At 66.4% G+C, this 15,804-nt stretch carries 16 protein-coding genes; 5 read left to right on the top strand and 11 right to left on the bottom strand.

All coding sequences use genetic code 11. The features are described 5' to 3' along the window. Nucleotides 1-158: 158 nt before the first annotated feature. From ACLD02_RS09495 to msrB, 4 genes are all read left to right on the top strand, one after another. The gene (locus tag ACLD02_RS09495) at nt 159-2,177 is read left to right on the top strand and encodes a neutral/alkaline non-lysosomal ceramidase N-terminal domain-containing protein (protein WP_203101124.1); all 2,019 of its coding nucleotides are present in this window, start codon (nt 159-161) and stop codon (nt 2,175-2,177) included. Nucleotides 2,178-2,242: 65 nt separating this feature from the next. Further along, a complete protein-coding gene (locus tag ACLD02_RS09490; protein WP_203101121.1) occupies nt 2,243-2,827 on the top strand; it encodes a hypothetical protein in 585 nt (194 codons plus the stop codon). A gap of 122 nt (nt 2,828-2,949) precedes the next feature. Next, a complete protein-coding gene (gene msrA / locus ACLD02_RS09485; RefSeq protein WP_203101120.1) occupies nt 2,950-3,570 on the top strand; it encodes a peptide-methionine (S)-S-oxide reductase MsrA in 621 nt (206 codons plus the stop codon). Nucleotides 3,571-3,581: 11 nt separating this feature from the next. After that, a complete protein-coding gene (gene msrB / locus ACLD02_RS09480) occupies nt 3,582-4,004 on the top strand; it encodes a peptide-methionine (R)-S-oxide reductase MsrB (protein WP_203101119.1) in 423 nt (140 codons plus the stop codon). 11 nt (nt 4,005-4,015) lie between these two features. On the opposite strand, the gene ACLD02_RS09475 is transcribed toward msrB, so the two are convergent. The 11 genes from ACLD02_RS09475 to ACLD02_RS09425 are packed head-to-tail and all read right to left on the bottom strand — an operon-like array spanning nt 4,016 to nt 15,009. Further along, nucleotides 4,016-4,840 (bottom strand): alpha/beta fold hydrolase, encoded by an 825-nt coding sequence (locus ACLD02_RS09475; protein ID WP_410298552.1) that lies wholly within the window; start codon nt 4,838-4,840, stop codon nt 4,016-4,018. After that, complete coding sequence (locus ACLD02_RS09470) at nt 4,830-6,071, bottom strand: NAD(P)/FAD-dependent oxidoreductase (protein WP_410298551.1); 1,242 nt, start codon at nt 6,069-6,071, stop codon at nt 4,830-4,832. The genes ACLD02_RS09475 and ACLD02_RS09470 overlap by 11 nt, the downstream gene beginning before the upstream one ends. Beyond that, nucleotides 6,068-6,379: a non-heme iron oxygenase ferredoxin subunit gene (locus tag ACLD02_RS09465; protein WP_203101111.1), complete on the bottom strand. Its 312-nt coding sequence runs from the start codon at nt 6,377-6,379 to the stop codon at nt 6,068-6,070. The genes ACLD02_RS09470 and ACLD02_RS09465 overlap by 4 nt, the downstream gene beginning before the upstream one ends. 10 nt (nt 6,380-6,389) lie before the next feature. Next, nucleotides 6,390-6,872: an aromatic-ring-hydroxylating dioxygenase subunit beta gene (locus tag ACLD02_RS09460; protein WP_203101109.1), complete on the bottom strand. Its 483-nt coding sequence runs from the start codon at nt 6,870-6,872 to the stop codon at nt 6,390-6,392. Further along, nucleotides 6,865-8,178: an SRPBCC family protein gene (locus ACLD02_RS09455; protein ID WP_203101107.1), complete on the bottom strand. Its 1,314-nt coding sequence runs from the start codon at nt 8,176-8,178 to the stop codon at nt 6,865-6,867. The genes ACLD02_RS09460 and ACLD02_RS09455 overlap by 8 nt, the downstream gene beginning before the upstream one ends. A 10-nt stretch (nt 8,179-8,188) precedes the next feature. After that, on the bottom strand, nt 8,189-8,998 hold the full coding sequence (locus tag ACLD02_RS09450) for an alpha/beta fold hydrolase (protein ID WP_410298550.1): 810 nt from the start codon (nt 8,996-8,998) through the stop codon (nt 8,189-8,191). Between the two features lie 16 nt (nt 8,999-9,014). Further along, the gene (locus tag ACLD02_RS09445) at nt 9,015-10,373 is read right to left on the bottom strand and encodes a metal-dependent hydrolase family protein (RefSeq protein ID WP_203101098.1); all 1,359 of its coding nucleotides are present in this window, start codon (nt 10,371-10,373) and stop codon (nt 9,015-9,017) included. A 17-nt stretch (nt 10,374-10,390) separates the two neighbouring features. Continuing rightward, nucleotides 10,391-11,086, bottom strand: coding sequence for an ABC transporter ATP-binding protein (locus tag ACLD02_RS09440; RefSeq protein WP_203101096.1), 696 nt, complete (start codon nt 11,084-11,086; stop codon nt 10,391-10,393). Then, nucleotides 11,079-12,944: an ATP-binding cassette domain-containing protein gene (locus ACLD02_RS09435; protein ID WP_410298549.1), complete on the bottom strand. Its 1,866-nt coding sequence runs from the start codon at nt 12,942-12,944 to the stop codon at nt 11,079-11,081. Before ACLD02_RS09435 ends, ACLD02_RS09440 begins: the two co-directional genes overlap by 8 nt. Beyond that, on the bottom strand, nt 12,937-13,812 hold the full coding sequence (locus tag ACLD02_RS09430; RefSeq protein WP_203101091.1) for a branched-chain amino acid ABC transporter permease: 876 nt from the start codon (nt 13,810-13,812) through the stop codon (nt 12,937-12,939). Before ACLD02_RS09430 ends, ACLD02_RS09435 begins: the two co-directional genes overlap by 8 nt. 24 nt (nt 13,813-13,836) lie before the next feature. After that, on the bottom strand, nt 13,837-15,009 hold the full coding sequence (locus tag ACLD02_RS09425) for an ABC transporter substrate-binding protein (RefSeq protein WP_203101089.1): 1,173 nt from the start codon (nt 15,007-15,009) through the stop codon (nt 13,837-13,839). 351 nt (nt 15,010-15,360) lie between these two features. Here ACLD02_RS09425 and ACLD02_RS09420 point away from each other — a divergent pair, with 351 nt between their 5' ends. Then, nucleotides 15,361-15,759, top strand: a complete 399-nt coding sequence (locus ACLD02_RS09420) for a RidA family protein (RefSeq protein WP_203101087.1) — start codon at nt 15,361-15,363, stop codon at nt 15,757-15,759. The last annotated feature ends 45 nt before the right edge of the window (nt 15,760-15,804 follow it).

The following is a 15,804-nucleotide window of genomic DNA, read 5'->3' as shown; positions in this document are numbered from 1 at the left end:
GGAATAGTGTTGAGAACTTCTCCACGCTTTTGCACAACTTGTACAAGCGGTATCGTTTTGTATCCCCTCTGTATTCGGCCCTGGCGCCAGCCCGTGATTTAAGGTTTCATGTGAGAAAAATAGTACGACCGTACAAAAATAAAAGGACCCCGGACTTCATGCCCTCCCGACGACGATTCCGGCGCCATGGGTTGTGGGCGGCGCTGGTGCTGCTGGTGATCATCGGCGGCGCCCTGCTGCATACCGCCTGGCCGTTTCTGACCTATCCCCGAGCCGCCCTCGACTTCCAGGTCCCCCGACCGCGCCCGCCGGAACCCCTGACCCAACCCATGGCCGGCGTGGCGGAGGTGGACATTACCCCGGCCATTGGCCTGCCCAAGTTCGGCTACTCCGCCTGGGCCGCCGATGGCGACGGTTTCCGTACCCGACTCAAGGCGCGCGCCTTTTATCTGCACGGGCCGGGCGGCACGCCCCTGGCTCTGGTGCAACTGGACCTGGGCGCCGGTTCCCTGCCACTGCATTACGCGGTGGCCGAGCGCATCGCCGCCACCACCGACGTGCCCGCCCATGGCCTGAGCCTGCTGGTCACGCACACGCACTCCGGCCCCGGCCAGTACCTGGGCAGCGACTTCTATAATGTGTTTGGCGGCAACCGGCCCGGTTTTGACCCGGCGCTGTTCGACTTTCTCGCCACGCGCATCAGCACGGCGGTCACCGAGGCCTACCGGGCGCGGCGCCCGGCACGGTTGGCGGTGGGTGAACGGGACGTCTGGGGTCTGACCCGCAACCGCTCGCCCCAGGCCTGGGCGCGCAACCACGGCATCGCCGAGGACCGCATTGACGGCAACCTGGCCAAGCGCGCGGTGAACCCGCGCATGACCATGCTGCGCCTCGACCTGCAGGCCGACGACGGCCGTTACTACCCGGCCGGCGCCCTGACGCTGTTCTCCATCCACGGCACCGCCATCCCCGCCTTCACCGGCCCCTACCACGCCGACGTCTGGCACTGGCTGGCGCGCGGCCCCGGCGAAACCATCGGGCGATCGTTGCCCTGGCCATTCGTGCATGGCGCTGCACAGGCCACCCACGCCGACAACAATCCGGCCTGGCACCCGGATCACCGGGGTGACCGGGAAGCACGGCGCATTGGTACCGCCCTGGGCACCCAGGCGGCGGACCTGTTCCAATCCCTGGAGGGTACGCTGGCGCCACGGCTGGTGACCGCCACCGCCAGCCGCCAACTGGACCTGCTGGATCTGCCCGCCAGCGAGCGCCACGGCCTGTGCGAACGGGCCGTGGTGGGCGCCGCCACCGCCGGCGCCGCCAACGGCGATGAGGTGTTCCCGGTGTCCTACCTGCCCTATCTCCAGGAGGGCTGGCCAAGGCGCTGGTTCACCGATGGCTGCCAGGGCGTCAAACAATGGATGCTGTCCAAGGCGCAGCTGCTGCTGTCGCCGCAGGCCTTCCCCCACCGGGCGTTGTTTCAGGTGATTCGGGTGAACGACCTGGTGATGGTGCCGCTGCCCTGGGAAGTCACCCTGGAAAGCGGCAACCGCATTCGCGGCGCGGTCCTCGACACCCTGCCCGCCGGCCACGACTGGCGGGTGGAAATCTCCAGCCTGGCCAACGGCTTCCTGGGCTACGCGGTGACCCCGGAAGAATATGACGTCCAGTATTACGAGGGTGGGCACACCCTGTATGGCCCCCATACCGTCGATTTCCTGGCCGAGCAAAGCGCCGCCCTGGCCGGCGACCTGTGGCGGCTCGGCGAGGTGGACGACGTGCCCGCCGCCGCCCACTTCAGCCTGCTTCGACACCGCTACTGGCCCGAGGCGGACGGCGACGGCACCTGGGCCCGGCGCTGGCGCCAGAGCGCCCGTTTCCATGCCGGCGAAGGCGAGAAGGAAGCCTACTGGTCCTGGCGGTTCCAGGGGGAGCCGCCCGGCGCGCTGGAGCCGAGCGCCCCGCTGCTCAGTGTGCGCGACAGCGGCGACCGAACCCTGGTCGCCGATGATCAGGGCGGCGATCTGGCACTGCGGCTGATCAAGCAGGACGATCAGGGCGCGCTCTATGAAGTGCGTTGGTACCGGCCACCGCCGGCGCCACCGGGCAGCCTGGAACTGGAAATACAGGCCAGCGAGCGGGCGCCGTCGCTCACCTCACCGGTATTTCCCTGACACGGGTCGGTTTTTCCACCGGCGGGCCCTGCTACACTACGCCTTCGAATACAGGAGGTAGTGCCATGAGGGCCCTGTTGCTCACGCTCGTGCTGACCGGCTGTGCCAGCACCACCCAAATCACCACGCGCACCGTCACCGATACGCCGCCGGCCACCGGCGAGGCGATCCTGCTGGCCGCCCAGAGCCCGGAGGGCGAGGTTCGCGAAACCTGGGAACTGACCTGCCGGCCGGTGTTCGCCCGCGCCGGTCTCACCGTCCACCTGGCCCATCAGGAAACCCCTCTGTGGCGCGACCGTGACGCCCTGACCCGCTGGGCCGGCCAGCACGGCGTGGACCGCGTTCTGCTGGTGGACCTGACCCGGCTGATGATGTCCGCCCCCAACCTGCCCGCCGGCCGGGACCTCAACCCGCTCGGCCAGGACACCGAGGTGCAACCCACCTGGCGCCTGGGCCTGGACGGCGAACGCATCGACCGGGAGCGCCCCGCCGACACCGAGCAGCGTTTCCCCGCCTATCTCACCGACGGCGCCGGCAAGTCCCTGTGGTACGGTGAAGCGCGCACCCACGAAGCCAACGACCAGGCCGCCATCGCCCAGAGCCAGTGCCGCGCCCTGCGCGACGCCCTGCGCCAGCACGGCGTGCTCTGATCCGGCCCCCGGGGCGCTCGTCGCCGGGGACCATTGACTCCGGCGCCGGCCGCCCCCATCTGCCCGGGAGTAGCTTCACCATCGTCGGATCAGCAACAAGGATCAGCAACAAGGAGATTGTCATGAGCGCCGTCATTCCTGGCACGTCACTGGCCGTGCATCCGGACCGGTTCCCCGACCCCGTCGAGGACCTGCCCGCGGATCGGGACCCCGGCCGCGCCATCCTGGCCGGTGGCTGCTTCTGGTGCGTGGAGGCGGTGTATACCGCCCTGAACGGGGTGGAAAGCGTGGTCTCCGGCTACATTGGCGGCAGCGCCGACAGCGCCCATTACGAAGCGGTCTGCGGTGGCAACACCGGCCACGCCGAAGCCGTCGAGGTGCGCTACGATCCGCGCAAGGTGCGCTTCGGAGAATTGCTCAAGCTGTTCTTCGCCATCGCCCACGATCCCACTCAGAAGGATCGCCAGGGCAACGACCGGGGCCCCCAGTACCGCTCCGCGATCTTCCCCCTCAACGCCGACCAGGAACGGGTGGCGCGGGCCTACATCGAACAGCTCGGCAACGCCGGCGCCTTCACCGCGCCCATCGTCACCACCGTGGAAAGCGGTCACGAATTCTTCCCGGCGGAGGACTACCATCAGGACTTCGCGCGGCGTAACCCCCGCCAGCCCTACATCCAGCATGTGGCGCAACCCAAGCTGGAGAAGTTGCACGCCGCCTTCCCGGACCTGCTGAAAGACTAAGAGGCCATGCCATGACCACGTCCGCCAGCGGCCACGATCTGACGCCGCTCACCGACGCTGAAAAACAACAACGCGCCGCCCACCTCACCGCCGAGGAGCGCCGCATCCTGCTCAACCAGGGCACCGAGCCGCCGTTCTGCGGCGGCCTGCTGGACAACAAACAGGCCGGCACCTACGCCTGCAAGCTGTGCCAGCTACCGCTGTTCCGCTCCGACGACAAGTTCGAATCCGGCACCGGCTGGCCCAGCTTCTTCCGCCCCGCCGACCCGCAACACGTGCGCGAGCTCCAGGACACCAGCCACGGTATGGTACGCACCGAGATCCGTTGCGCCCGCTGCGATGGCCACCTGGGCCATGTGTTCCCGGACGGCCCGCCGCCCACCGGCCAGCGCTACTGCCTGAACTCCGCCTCCCTGGTCTTTGAACCGGACTGAACCGTCGGCATTCAGCTCTGCTCGTCCTCGCCCAGCAAATGACGGGTGGCCGCCACCGCCACCCGGCGCGGATGCTCCCAGCAGGGATTGTGGCCGCAGGCACTCAACAACAGCGTATCGCAGTGCTTCACCCTCGCCTGTAGATAAAGCGTGTTCTGCCCGGCCGGGACCGGCTTATCCTCGCGACCGTGGATCATCAGCACCCGGGCACTGATCGCGCGCAAACGTTCGTCGGGCACCCTCACCGCGTCCAGCAGTGCCTGCCGGTCGGTGGCCATCATGGTATGAAAATAGCGGCCCAGGCCGCCCTTCGACAGCGTCGCCAGCCGTTCCCTCGCCAGCGCCTCGGTGGCCAGAGCCGGATCGTGATTGCCGCTGGCCATGGCGGCCCTCATCGCATCGACGCTGTCCGGCAGGGTCCAGAAGCGATCCAGATCGGCGTTGAGCCGATGCCGCCCCCCTCCGCTGCCGGTGGTCACCAGCGCCGCCACCGAGGGTTCGTCCGCCGCCACCGCGAGCGCCAGGGCGCCGCCGATGGACTGGCCCCATAACCGCGTCTCCGGGTGCCCCAGCCGCCGCACCAGGGCCCGTGCCTGACGCAACCACAGCGCTGGATCGAAATACGGGGGCGCCGCCTTGCCCTGCGAGCCACCGAACCCGATCCAGTCCATGCCGACCAGGGAGAAACGTTCCGCCAACAAAGGGATAACGGCGCCGAAGTTGGCCGGGATCGAGGTGCCGGGCCCGATACCGTGCAACAGAATCAGAGTCGGCCCCCGGCCCCGGTGATAAAGCCGGACCCGGTGCCCCTCGAAACACCAGTCCTCATGCTTCATCGGCGACCTCGCGAAGATGGCGATGCAATGCGGACAAAGCCAGACCAGTGTCCGCCAGATCCTCGGCCCGGGGCGAGCGGCCGGCGTTCAGCCAGCGCCTGGCGAACCCGATATCGCGCCCCGCGTTGAACGCTACCGCACCGGTCAGCGCGCCCTCGTGGAAGTAAAACAGGCCGCGGCGGCCCGTGCCGTAATCGCGGCATATACCCCGCCCGCGCGGCAGCCCCAGCACCTGCACGTTAAGGTCATGCTGATCCGACCAGAACCAGGGTTGATCGCGGTATCCGGCGCTGCCCCCCAGCGCGGCGGCGGCGGCGGCTTCCGCCTGCAGTCGCGCGTGGGTCCAGGACTCCAAACGCAACCGGCGGCCCGCGAACGAAGACGGAAAACGGGCCACGTCCCCCACCGCGAAGATGCATGGATCGCTGGTTCGCGCCTGCCCGTCCACCACGATGCCATCGTCCACCTCCAGCCCCGCCTCCACCGCCAGCCGATCGTTGGGCACCAGGCCGATGCCCACCAGCATCAGGTCCGCCCGCAAGCGGGTACCGTCCACTTCGCAGCACACGCCGTTGGCACTGGCACGGGGCGAGGCCACGGCGCCGAACCGGAACCTCACGCCCCGCTCCTGATGGTGTTGAAGCAGATAATCGGCGGCGTCCTCCGGCAGCGACCGTTCGCACAGGCGCGTACCCGCTTCCAGCACCGTCACCTCGAGCCCCTGATGCCGGGCCGCCGCCGCTACTTCCAGCCCGATCCAGCCGCCGCCGGCCACCAGCAGGCGCCGGGCGTTCGCCAGACCACGCCGCAACTCGCGCGCGTCCCCCAGTGTGCGCAGATAATGCACCCGGTCACCGGCCACGCCGGGCAGGCGGCGTGCCTCACCGCCGGTGGCCAGGAACAGGGTTCCGTACGCCACCGTGGTCTGGTCGTCACAGTGCAGCAGGCGCCGGTTCCGGTCGATGGCCCGCACCCGCTGGCCCAGCCGGGCATCCAGATTCAACGCCCGCCATTCCTCCGGTTCGGCCAGCGCCGGCGCCGGGTCGTCGCTCTCCGCCGCCGGACCCGCCAGAGCCGCCTTGGACAGCGCCGGCCGTTCATAGGGTCGCTCCGGCTCCGCGCCGATCATGATCACCGTGCCCTGGTAGCCACCGGCCCGCAGCGCCAGCGCCACCGACAAGCCGGCTTGGCCGGCGCCGACGATCACCATCGGCCCGCGATCCGCGCTCACAGGCACACCTGGATGTCATCGCCCTCGATACGGGCGGGAAACGACGCCACCGGCTCCTTCACCGGCGGCGACATCGGGCAACCGTTGCGAATGTCGAACAGCCCCTGGTGCAGGGGACACTCGATGCACCCGTCCTCCACGAACCCTTCCGACAACCGGGCGTTGCCGTGGGAACACAGGTCATGCAACGCGAACACCTGCTCGCCGAGGCGAAACACCGCCAGCGGCATGTCGCCAATCCGGGCCGCCGCCACCTCGCCGTCTTCCAGTTCACCGGCTTTCATTACCGAATGCCATTGCTTGGACATGTGAACCTCCTTACAACGGGGTCGCCAGCAGTTCCGGTACCCCGTAGGTATCCAGAACCAGGCGCCGGTCCAGGAAACGCAGCCGCTGCTCCTCCACCCGAATACGATCATAGGAGACCCCGGCGGCGAACAGCCGGGTGACACCGCTCTGATCGGTCTGCATGACGGTGAAATTGACGCGGCTTTCGAGAACATCGCCGTCGCGTCCGGTGATCACCGCCGGCGACACCAGGTGACGATCGAAGTGGATGTTGTAGATATTGGCGGTGCGCAAGGCCACCACCCGATCCAGCAACATGGGCCGGCCACGGCAGTCGATCAGCGCCGCCGGCAAACCCCGGTCATGGTTTTCGCGGGGAATCACGCAGTAGCGGGCGTCCGCTGTGAAGAACTCCGGCCAGGCCTCCAGATCATCCACGTCGATGGCGTGGCCGTAGTTCTGATACAGATCCTGAACGCGCTGATAGAGATCGCCGTCGATAGGACTAGTCATGGGCTTTCTCCGGTACCGGGGCGCCCTCTTCGCGGGGCGCGAACTCCATGGTTTGCGCGTACTGCTTCCAGAACCCCCGGGTGCAGACCTCGGTCACCACATGATCGGCGTCGACAATCGGGCCCAGGCCGCCCATTTGAATGAAGGAGGTGGCATCGGTTTCACCCTGGATCGCCTGCTGCACCAGACGGATCGCCTCTCCGTCCTCCATGGAGATGTAGCCGGCCGGACCGACCAGATTGAGCTGGCGCAAACGGTCATCGGTGAGTGTGTCGTCGTCGTCCTCGAAGCCGAAGAAGGTCCATACCAGTTCCATGCCGTCCGGCCCCAGCGGGCGGACCTGGCGGGTCGCCAGCGTATTGAGAATCTGCTGCACCACCAGATTGGGAAACACGGAAATGATCAGGTTGCCGATGCCGTCGTCGAAATCCGGCGTCCATTGCAGCAGGGTGCCGTCGTTGAGCTGGAAATCGGTTTGGTACTTGTCCTTCACATCCTTGTAGTGCTCGGACACGCTATCGTGATCATCGGTGCCCATCACCGAATAGACGATGGAGTGGCCACCACCATCACTGACCAGGGTGTACCCTTCCTGGGTGGAGCGATAGGTACCGAAGGTCGCCGCGAACATATGCAACAGGCCGGCGTGGTATGGGTCCTTGATGTTCTCGAAATAGAGCTTCCAGTTGGCGGAGATACGTTGCCGGTGGTAGCCCAGCACCTTGAGCGGCTTGACCAGAATGCGATCCAGGTGCTCCTTGATGTGCGGCCCGAGATAGGCCATCAAGGTACCGGGCTCGTTTTGCAGCGAGCCGAAGATCAGGCCCTTGTAGCTTTCCACGTGCAGCTTGCGCAGACCGTGTTGAGCCGGTTTGAAATCCTTCGGATAGCCGCCCTTGCCGGACACGCCACGCCGGTACGGCACGCCCACCAGGTCACCGGCGCTGCTGTAGCACCACTGGTGATAGATGCAGGCATGGGTATCGGCCTTGCCGAACTCCTCGCGCACCACGGTGGCGCCGCGATGGGCGCAACGGTTGACGAACGCGGAGAAGGAGCCGTCTTCCTCACGGCTTACCACCACCGGCGTGTTACCCAGCATCACGCTTTTGAAGCTGCCGGCTTCCGGCAATTCCGCCTCCAGGGCCAGGTAACCCCAGGTTGGCCCGCGGAAGACCTTTTCCATTTCGCGCTCATAAATGGCGCTGTCCTTGAACACCCGATACGGGGTGTGCGCGTAGTCCGCGTCCGGCCAGCGAAAGCGGTCGAGATCGTGCTCACGGAAAATATAGTCGCTGTCTTGCATGTTTCGCTCCTCAGGCCGCGTCCATGAAACCGATGATGGTCGTGACGAATTCCTCCGGGCGCTCCACATAGGGAGCGTGGCCCACGCCGCGCATCACATGCAGCGGCTGATCAAGCAGTTGCGAGGCACGCTCGCCCACCTCCAACGGCACCACCCGGTCCAGGTCGGTCCACAGCAAATGAAGCGGCGGCGGGTCTTGCAGTTTGAGCAGCGGCTCGGCCACCAGGTCCTGGTTGAGGCGGGTGGCCACGTAGTCGGCCAGCCGGCACAGCGCCGCCAGGGTGTCATCGGCACCGTTGACGAGGGTCTCCTCGCGGACCAGTTGCTCGGTGACGAATGCCTGATCATGAAACACACCCTGCAGCTTGGCGCGGATGCCTTCCGGGCTGACCTTGCGCACGCTGGCGCGGATCGCCTCGCCCACGGCATCGCTGATCGGCGCGATGCCGAGCGCCCCGACCAGATGCAGCGAGCGTACCCGTCGCGGCGCGCGCAGCGTCATCAGCGCGGCCAGGTGCCCGCCCAGGGAAGTACCGACCAGGTCGAAGCGCTCCACGCCCAGCTCGGCGAGCGCCGCCAGGCAGTAATCGGCCAGGCCCGGCGAGGTGTAATCGAAGTCGGCGGGCTTGTCGGCCAGCCCATGGCCCGGCAGGTCCAGCGCGATGGCGCGGTAACCGCGCCCGGCGAACCGTTGCAGCGTTTCACGCCAGCGATCGGCGCGGGTGGAAAGACCATGGATGAACACCACCACGCGCTCGCCGTCGCCGGCATCCAGCACGCGGGTGCCCACCCCCTGAACCTTGAGGGGATACTGAATCATTGCGGACTCCTGTACTTCAGGAAGGAATAAGAAAGGGCTCGACGCCGGTCGCGGCCACCGCTTCGCGGGTGTACTGCCGGCTCCACATGCCCATGGAAAATTCGAACGCGCGGCGCTCACGGGGCACCGCCGGGGTCAGGTCCACCTTACGGCCGCCCTTGAATACCGCGCGCAGACGGTCGGCGTCCTGGAGCACCGTGATATCGGCCAGCGGATCGCCTTCGATGATGAGCAGGTCCGCCCACTTGCCCGGTGCCAAGCCGCCCAGCCGATCGGCGTCACGCAGCACCCTGGCGCTGTCCACGGTGGCGCAGCGCAAGGCTTCCGCCGGGGTGAAACCCAGATAGCGCACATGGGCCTCAAGCTCCTTGGCATTCCACTCGCCGTAGGGCGTGACGGCGAAGCCGGTCTCCGAGCCGGAGATGAACTTCACGCCGGCGGCGCGCGCTTTCTTCAGGTTGGTCGAGGCATCCATCAGCTCCTGCTTCTGGATGTCCGGCCACCAGGCGGCGGACGGGTCCGTGGGGCTGTTGAACTCGATGTTGTTGACCAGCAACGTCAGGGAAGGACAAAGGTAACAACCGTTATCCAAGGCCGCCTGAATGCCGTCATCGTCGATGCAGGAGGCATGGTGAATGATGTCGACACCGGCGCGGGCGGCGTACAGCGCCCCTTCCCGGCCACGGGCATGCACCACCGCCTTGAGGCCGAGGCGGTGGATCTCCTCCACCATGGCGAGGGTCTCGTCCTGGGTGTAGGCGGCGATCAGGCCGTCGCCCTCGCGGCGGGAGATGCCGTCCATGGTGAGCTTGATCGCATCCACGCCGTTCTTGGCCTGGTCGCGAATCACCTGCACCGCCTCCGCCACCGTGTAGGCACGCTCTCCGGTGGAGCTGGAGGGAAAGCCGATCCAGCTGGGGTACCAGTCGTACAGCCCCTGTTGGGACGTCAGGGAGCGCCCGGCACAGGTAATGCGCGGTCCCTCGAACATGCCGGTGGCCACCGCCTCGCGCACCGAGGGCGAGATATAGCCGGAACAGGCCGGGTCGAAGATCGAGGTGACACCGGCGCGCAACACCGCCTGGGCGGCGTGCAGCGCGCGCAGGGTGCGGAACTCCATGGGGGCATGCAGATCGATGTCTTCCTGGGCCTGCGCATTGCCGTAGGAAATGTGCGTGTGGCAATCCACCAGCCCCGGCATCACGAAATGCCCGCCATGGTCCAGGACCCGATCCCCCTGCCCCGCCGCTGGCGCCTCGCCGGTGGGCCCCATCCATTCAATGCTGTCACCGCTGATCACCAGGGTCTGGTTCTCAAGCGCCTGGTTGCCGTGGCCGGAGAAAAGCCGCCCGCAGCGAATCAATGTTTTGCTCATGTTGCCAACCTCTCCGTTTAAAGGAAAAACGCCTGACGGGCTTCCTCGGAATCCCGGACGTCCTCCATATCGCCTTGCCAGACCACCCGGCCGGTGGAGAGCACCAGCGCTCTCGACGCCAGGCTTCCGGCGATTTCAAAGTTCTGTTCGACCAGAAGAATAGCCACGCCACGGGCCCGCACCGCCTGAATGGCCCGCACCACGTCCTGAACCACGCCCACCGCCAGGCCGGCGGAGGGTTCATCCAGGATCATCATGGTGGGGGCGCTCATCAGGGCGCGGGCGATGGTGAGCATCTGCTGCTCGCCGCCGGACAACGACGAAGCAATCTGGTCGCGCCGTTCTTCCAGGCGCGGGAACAGTTCAAAAATTTCCCGATAGTCCGGCGCTGCCCGCCCATTGCGGGCATGGCCACCGATCTCCAGGGTTTCCATTACCGTGAAGTTGCCGAACAGCTCCCGCCATTGCGGTACCAGGGCCATGCCGGCACGGGCGATGCGCGAGGCACGCCAGCGGCTGATTTCCCGGCCCTGGAAACGCACTTCGCCATCACGCTGATCATGCAGGCCGGCGATCGCTTCCACCGCCGTGGTCTTGCCCGCGCCATTGGCGCCCAGCAACGCCACCGCCTCGCCTTCTCCCACCGTCAGGGATAATCCGTGCACGGCGGTGAGGGCGCCGTACTTCACCGTCAGATCATTGACTTCAAGCATCGCCTGCCTTCCCGAAATACACTTCCTGAACCGCCGGATCGTCGATCACCGAAGCGGGCTCGCCCTCGCACACCACCCGGCCGGCGGCCATCACCGTGATGTGATCGCTCATGCCGGCCAGGAAGCCGATGTTGTGTTCCACCAGAAGCATGGTGATGCCCTGCTCCCGATTGATGCGGCGCAACAGCAGCCCCAGTTGCCCGGTCTCTTCCTCGCTGACGCCGGACACCGGCTCATCGAGCAGCAGCAGGCGCGGCCGCGACACGATGGCGCGGGCGATTTCCAAACGGCGCTGATCGCCCAGGGAAAGCTGACGGGCCTTGGCGCGGGCCAGGTGAGCCAGCCCGACACTGTCGAGCGCGGCCATGATGCGTGCCCGCTCGCGCCGGGCGTCGCCGCCCGGGAAAGGATCAAGCAAACTGCCGAGCAGCACCGGCGCGATACCGTTACCACCCAGGCCGATGGCGACGTTGTCGTAAACGCTGATTTCGCCGAACACCGCCACATGCTGAAAGGTGCGCGTGAGTCCGTGACTCATGCGCGTCACCGGGCTGCCCGAAGGCAGGGTCTCGCCGTGCAGGCGAATGGCGCCGCGGTCCCCCTCCACGAAGCCCGAGACGATATTGAACAGGGTGGTCTTGCCGGCGCCATTGGGGCCCATCAAGCCGCGAATCTCTCCTTCGCGGACCTGGAAGCTGACGTCATCCACCGCCTTGAGCGCGCCGTACTGCTTGCCCACGCCGTCGATGGACAAGGCGATACCGGCGGTGTCGGGCAGCTCCTTGCCGGCCGCCGGCCGCGCCACCGGGGAGGCCGCCGACGGCACCGATTCGCGCGTCACTTGATCGCCATGCCGATGGCGAAGCCTGAACAGTTGGCCGGCGATGCCACCGGGGAAGAACAGCACGGTGACCAGAACCAGGGAAGCGAAGAACAGCTCCAGATAATCGGCCAGCCCGCGAAGCACCTCTGGCAGCGCCCGCATGACCGCGCCCCCGGCCAGACCGCCCCAGGCACTGCCCATGCCACCGACAATCGGATAGGCAAGAGTGGAAATGGAGGTATTGATGCCGAAGGTGTCCGGGTCGATAACCCGGAACACCGGCGCCTGAAGAGCACCGGATAAGCCGATGATCAAGGAGCTGCACACAAAAGCGGCCACCAGATGATGAGGCACGGAAATGCCAAACGCCTGGGCCGCCACTTCGTTGCCGGACACAGCGCGCAGGTTGCGGCCGAAACGGCCGAGCAACAGCGCCATGGGCAACACCAGCACCAACGCCACCACCACGGCGGTGAACACCAGATAGGCCAGATCACCGGACAGCGAAATGCCAGCGATGGAGGGCGCCGGCACCGTCAACCCGCCGGCGCCACCGGTGAGTCCGGTGGACTCACGGATCAGAATAATCACCACGGACTGGAACACCAGGGTAATCATCGCCAGGTTGTGGCCGCGAAACCGAACCGCCGGCACACCAAGAACGAAACCGCCCAGGCCGGCCAGCAAGGCGCCGCCGAGCATCGCCGGAAGCAACGGCACACCGGCGGCGGTGATCAACAGCACCGAACCGTAGGCACCCAGGGCCAGCACCGCGCCAGTGGCCAGGGAGATGCAGCGGGCGTAGCCCACCAGCAGGGTCAGGCCGGTGCCGGTAAGCATGGCGCTGATCACCAGCGACGCCACGTATTGGGGGTAGCTTCCCAATCGCGCCGTCACCAGCAGAACCGCCAGCACCACCATGGACGGCGCCAACCAGGCCCACCGGGAAAATCCCCTGGCATCGACGCGGCGCTCGCGCGTCAAGGGCAGCGCCAGGCTGCCACGCTGGGTGGATTTACGTTTAAAGCTAAACATGTCGGGTTTTCACCTCCGGGAACAAGCCCTCGGGCCGGTAAAGCATGACCACGAACAGCAGCATGAAACTGATCGCGTTCTTCAACGCGCTGTCGCCATAGGCGGCCGCCAGGGTCTCGACGACACCCAGCAACAAGCCGCCGGCCACCGCCCCCTTGAGGCTGTCGAAGCCACCGACCACCGCCGCCACGAAGGCGGCCGCGATCACCGCGATGGGAAGATCCGGCGAAATGCCCTTGGCCGGCGCCGCGAACACCCCGGCCACGCCGGCCAGGGCTCCGCCCAGGAACCAGGCCAGCGCATAGGTGCGATCCACGGAGTAACCGCATAGCTGGGCGCCGCGATGGTTGGCGGCCATGGCGCGCATGCCCCGGGCCACGCGGGCACGGCGGAACGCCAGGGTGGTGCCGATGCCGATCAACAGCGAGCCGGCCACCGTCCACAGCACCTCCCGGGTCAGGATCACCGGGCCGATCAGAAAAGGCGCGCCCTGGAACGGCGACGGCACGGTCAGCAGCTCCGCGTTGTAGATCAACCGCACCCCCTCGGAGAGCGCGATGCCCAGGAATACGGTGGCGATGACCACCGAGAAGGCGTCCGCGCGGCGCAGCGGCCGCAGCAGCACCAGCTCGATCAACGCCGCCAACGCGCCTACCGCCGGCGGCACCAGCAGGTACGCCAGCCAGGCCGACCAACTGAGCTGCACCTGCACGATGTAGGCGCCTAACGCCCCGATCAGCACGAAGGCGCCGTGGGCGAAATTCACCGTCTTGGTGGCTTTATGGATCAGTACGATGCCGAGGGCGGCCAGGGCATAGATGGCGCCGAAGTTGAGGCCGCCCAGCAACACCAATGCGAGCTCCGTCATGGCTGTCTCCGTTTGACGCGCGAATCAGGGCAGCACGGTCCAGACGCCATCCTGGATGACCGCCGTGCCCAGATGGTCGTTGCCCTGGTGATCGGTGGCCGAGAAGCTCTCCGGAAACACCACGTCGTAACCGCCGAAGTCCGAAGGCAACGCCCCCTCCACCCGCTCCCAGCTTGCGATCAGGTTTTCCCAGGTGAGATCGTCGTCGGCCTTGTCGATGGCATGGGCGAGCACATACACCGAGCCATAGCCGGTGAGGTCATAGATGTTCGGTCGCCCCTGGGGCGGTTCGCCGTACGCGGCGCGCCACAGCGCCAGATAGCGCTCCATGGGCTCGGCGTCCTGGCCCGGATAGAAAGGTGCGTTGTAGTAACCGAGAATGCCGTCCGCGTTGCCGATGATCGGCACGATGGCGTTGTTCACTGCGGAGCCGTCCACGACCCAGTGCACACCGCCCAGCCCCACCTGGCCGGCCTGTTTGATGGCGAACCCGGCCTCCGCGAAGCTGCCCAGCACCAGCACCGCGTCCACGTCCGCGCGCAGGAACGACACCAACTGCGCGGTGAAATCCTTGGCGTTCTGATCGAAGGTCTCCACGGTGACGTCAAAGCCGCGTTCCTCCAGCATCGGGCGAATCACCGACAGATTGGCCTGGGGAAAGGCATAGGAACCGGCCAGCAAGCCGATGCGCTCCGGATCGCCGTCACGGGTCAAACGCTCAATCAACGCCGCCGCGCTGGTTCGCGGGTCCGTGATGGCACCGTGGAAGACGTTGTCGGCGAACGGCTCGCGAATCACCGGCGTGGCACCGAAAATGTTGTAGGTGGGCACACCCACCGAGCGCACATAATCCGCCGCCGCCGCCGCGCCGGTGGAACCGGACGCCAGCACCAGCACGAACACCTTGTCCTGCTCCACCAGCTTCTTCGCCGCCGCCACGCTTTCCGCCGGCGTCAGCGCCGCCTCGAAGCGCAGTTCCAGCTTGCGGCCATTGATGCCACCCTGTTCATTCAGGGCATCCACCGCCAGTTGCATGCCGTCACGGCCCGGCGCCCCGATAAAGGCGGTGCCACCGGTCAGCGGCCCCAGGGCACCAATCAGAATGGTGTCCTCGGTGACACCCTGTTGCGCCGAAGCGCTCCCCGCCCCCAGCAGGGAAAGCAGAAGTACTACCTGGATCAAGCGATATAGCTTCACGACATGGCTCCTTGATTCTCAAAACCGAATGCAATTCGTTAACAGCAATCATTGTGCCAGTGGCCGCCCGTCCAGCTTCGCCCACTCTCCCTCTGTCAACAAAATAATTACAAAGCCTTGATTTACATCAATTTGTTTTTCCTGATCGGATCACGCCAGCGCTCAAGACAGAACGCCCCATGCAACAAGACCCTGCCTCCAATGGGGGCATGAGTGCACATTCAGCATGCAAAAGTAGCGCTGCACCGCCCCATTACCGAACACCATTTGGTATTGAGACGACGACATGCCATACTCCCGACGAGCGCCGACCGGCGCTCGATACCAGACCGACCCGATACAGGAGCCCCCATGACCAACGCTCTGCATACCTTCAACCCCACTGGCATGGCCACCCCGAGCGGCCCCTACAGTCAGGGCGCCCTGAGCCGGGAACCAGGCCAGTGGCTGCACATCGCGGGACAAGTGGGCGTGGACGCCGATGGCAGGCATCCGGATGATTTCCAGCAACAGGTGGCGCTTACCTGGGCCAACGTGACCCGGGTACTGGAAGCGGCGGGCATGAGCGCCGCCAACCTGGTGAAGACCACCACCTACGTGGTCCCGGACCAGGACCTGGCCGCCATGAATGAAGTGCGGATGGGCTACCTGGGCGATGCCCGCCCCGCCTCCACCCTGCTGGTGGTCCATGCCCTGGCCCACCCGGGCTGGCGCATCGAGGTGGAAGCACTGGCGTTCAAGCCGGCCTGACCCGCCGTCCGGCGACCTATATAATGGCCGCCGTTTCGCCCTCCC

It is taken from the genome of Alloalcanivorax sp. C16-2, assembly GCF_046507615.1.
In the GTDB taxonomy this organism is placed as follows: Bacteria; Pseudomonadota; Gammaproteobacteria; order Pseudomonadales; family Alcanivoracaceae; genus Alloalcanivorax; species Alloalcanivorax marinus_A.
This window is presented reverse-complemented; position numbering and strand designations above follow the sequence as displayed.

Coding starts and splice junctions, on each gene's coding strand:
- ACLD02_RS09495 (WP_203101124.1), top strand. CDS start 159: ATGCCCTCCCGACGACGATTCCGGCGCCATGGGTTGTGGGCGGCGCTG.
- ACLD02_RS09490 (WP_203101121.1), top strand. CDS start 2,243: ATGAGGGCCCTGTTGCTCACGCTCGTGCTGACCGGCTGTGCCAGCACC.
- msrA (WP_203101120.1), top strand. CDS start 2,950: ATGAGCGCCGTCATTCCTGGCACGTCACTGGCCGTGCATCCGGACCGG.
- msrB (WP_203101119.1), top strand. CDS start 3,582: ATGACCACGTCCGCCAGCGGCCACGATCTGACGCCGCTCACCGACGCT.
- ACLD02_RS09475 (WP_410298552.1), bottom strand. CDS start 4,840: ATGAAGCATGAGGACTGGTGTTTCGAGGGGCACCGGGTCCGGCTTTAT.
- ACLD02_RS09465 (WP_203101111.1), bottom strand. CDS start 6,379: ATGTCCAAGCAATGGCATTCGGTAATGAAAGCCGGTGAACTGGAAGAC.
- ACLD02_RS09460 (WP_203101109.1), bottom strand. CDS start 6,872: ATGACTAGTCCTATCGACGGCGATCTCTATCAGCGCGTTCAGGATCTG.
- ACLD02_RS09455 (WP_203101107.1), bottom strand. CDS start 8,178: ATGCAAGACAGCGACTATATTTTCCGTGAGCACGATCTCGACCGCTTT.
- ACLD02_RS09450 (WP_410298550.1), bottom strand. CDS start 8,998: ATGATTCAGTATCCCCTCAAGGTTCAGGGGGTGGGCACCCGCGTGCTG.
- ACLD02_RS09445 (WP_203101098.1), bottom strand. CDS start 10,373: ATGAGCAAAACATTGATTCGCTGCGGGCGGCTTTTCTCCGGCCACGGC.
- ACLD02_RS09440 (WP_203101096.1), bottom strand. CDS start 11,086: ATGCTTGAAGTCAATGATCTGACGGTGAAGTACGGCGCCCTCACCGCC.
- ACLD02_RS09435 (WP_410298549.1), bottom strand. CDS start 12,944: ATGTTTAGCTTTAAACGTAAATCCACCCAGCGTGGCAGCCTGGCGCTG.
- ACLD02_RS09430 (WP_203101091.1), bottom strand. CDS start 13,812: ATGACGGAGCTCGCATTGGTGTTGCTGGGCGGCCTCAACTTCGGCGCC.
- ACLD02_RS09420 (WP_203101087.1), top strand. CDS start 15,361: ATGACCAACGCTCTGCATACCTTCAACCCCACTGGCATGGCCACCCCG.